The following is a 590-nucleotide window of genomic DNA, read 5'->3' as shown; positions in this document are numbered from 1 at the left end:
TATTGTAAATGAGCAAAGATTAAAAAGATATGAGCAAATGCAAACTCTTATCTTCATATAATTTTGTGGTATAATATTAAAACCCAAAAAATGAAATTATTAAAGACAGCAATAGCTGGAGCATTATTATTCTTTACAATTGGAGCATCAGCTCAACAGATATCTAAAAATGCGTTAGGTGTTAGATTAGGTGATAATGACGGATTTGGAGGTGAAATCTCATATCAACATTATTTAAAAGAAAATAATCGATTAGAATTTGATTTAGGATTTAGAAACTCAAACAATGTAGATGCATTTAAATTAGTTGGTTTATACCAATGGGTGAATAAATTAGACGGAAGATTTAATTGGTAAAACCAAAAAAATGAACAAGACTATAAAATTAATTCTAATAGTAATAGGTGTAGTATTAACACTATATGGAGTATTTAAAATTGTATCTCCAGAGACATCTGTTGATATAGGAATCGCAGAATTTACAGAACAAAACAACAAAGATGCTTATATAACACTTGGTTTAGGTATAGTCGTTTTACTAGTATCTTTTTTTACATCAAAAAAATAGAATGAATAGCATTGATGCAAAA

Annotated in this window: 1 protein-coding gene and 1 pseudogene; both read left to right on the top strand. The window is 27.3% G+C overall.

Annotation, left to right across the window (positions count from 1 at the left end; translation table 11 throughout):
- Positions 1–90: 90 nt before the first annotated feature.
- Positions 91–354, top strand: a pseudogene (locus OU788_RS12550) (hypothetical protein); the annotation flags it as partial.
- Positions 355–367: 13 nt separating this feature from the next.
- A complete protein-coding gene (locus OU788_RS12545) occupies positions 368–568 on the top strand; it encodes a hypothetical protein (protein WP_274635474.1) in 201 nt (66 codons plus the stop codon).
- The last annotated feature ends 22 nt before the right edge of the window (positions 569–590 follow it).

The sequence above is a fragment of the Tenacibaculum sp. L6 genome, from assembly GCF_028823685.1.
GTDB lineage: Bacteria > Bacteroidota > Bacteroidia > Flavobacteriales > Flavobacteriaceae > Polaribacter.
This window is presented reverse-complemented; position numbering and strand designations above follow the sequence as displayed.

Bases quoted from the DNA above. Each gene is read 5' to 3' on its own strand.
- OU788_RS12545 (WP_274635474.1), top strand. From the start codon at position 368: ATGAACAAGACTATAAAATTAATTCTAATAGTAATAGGTGTAGTATTA.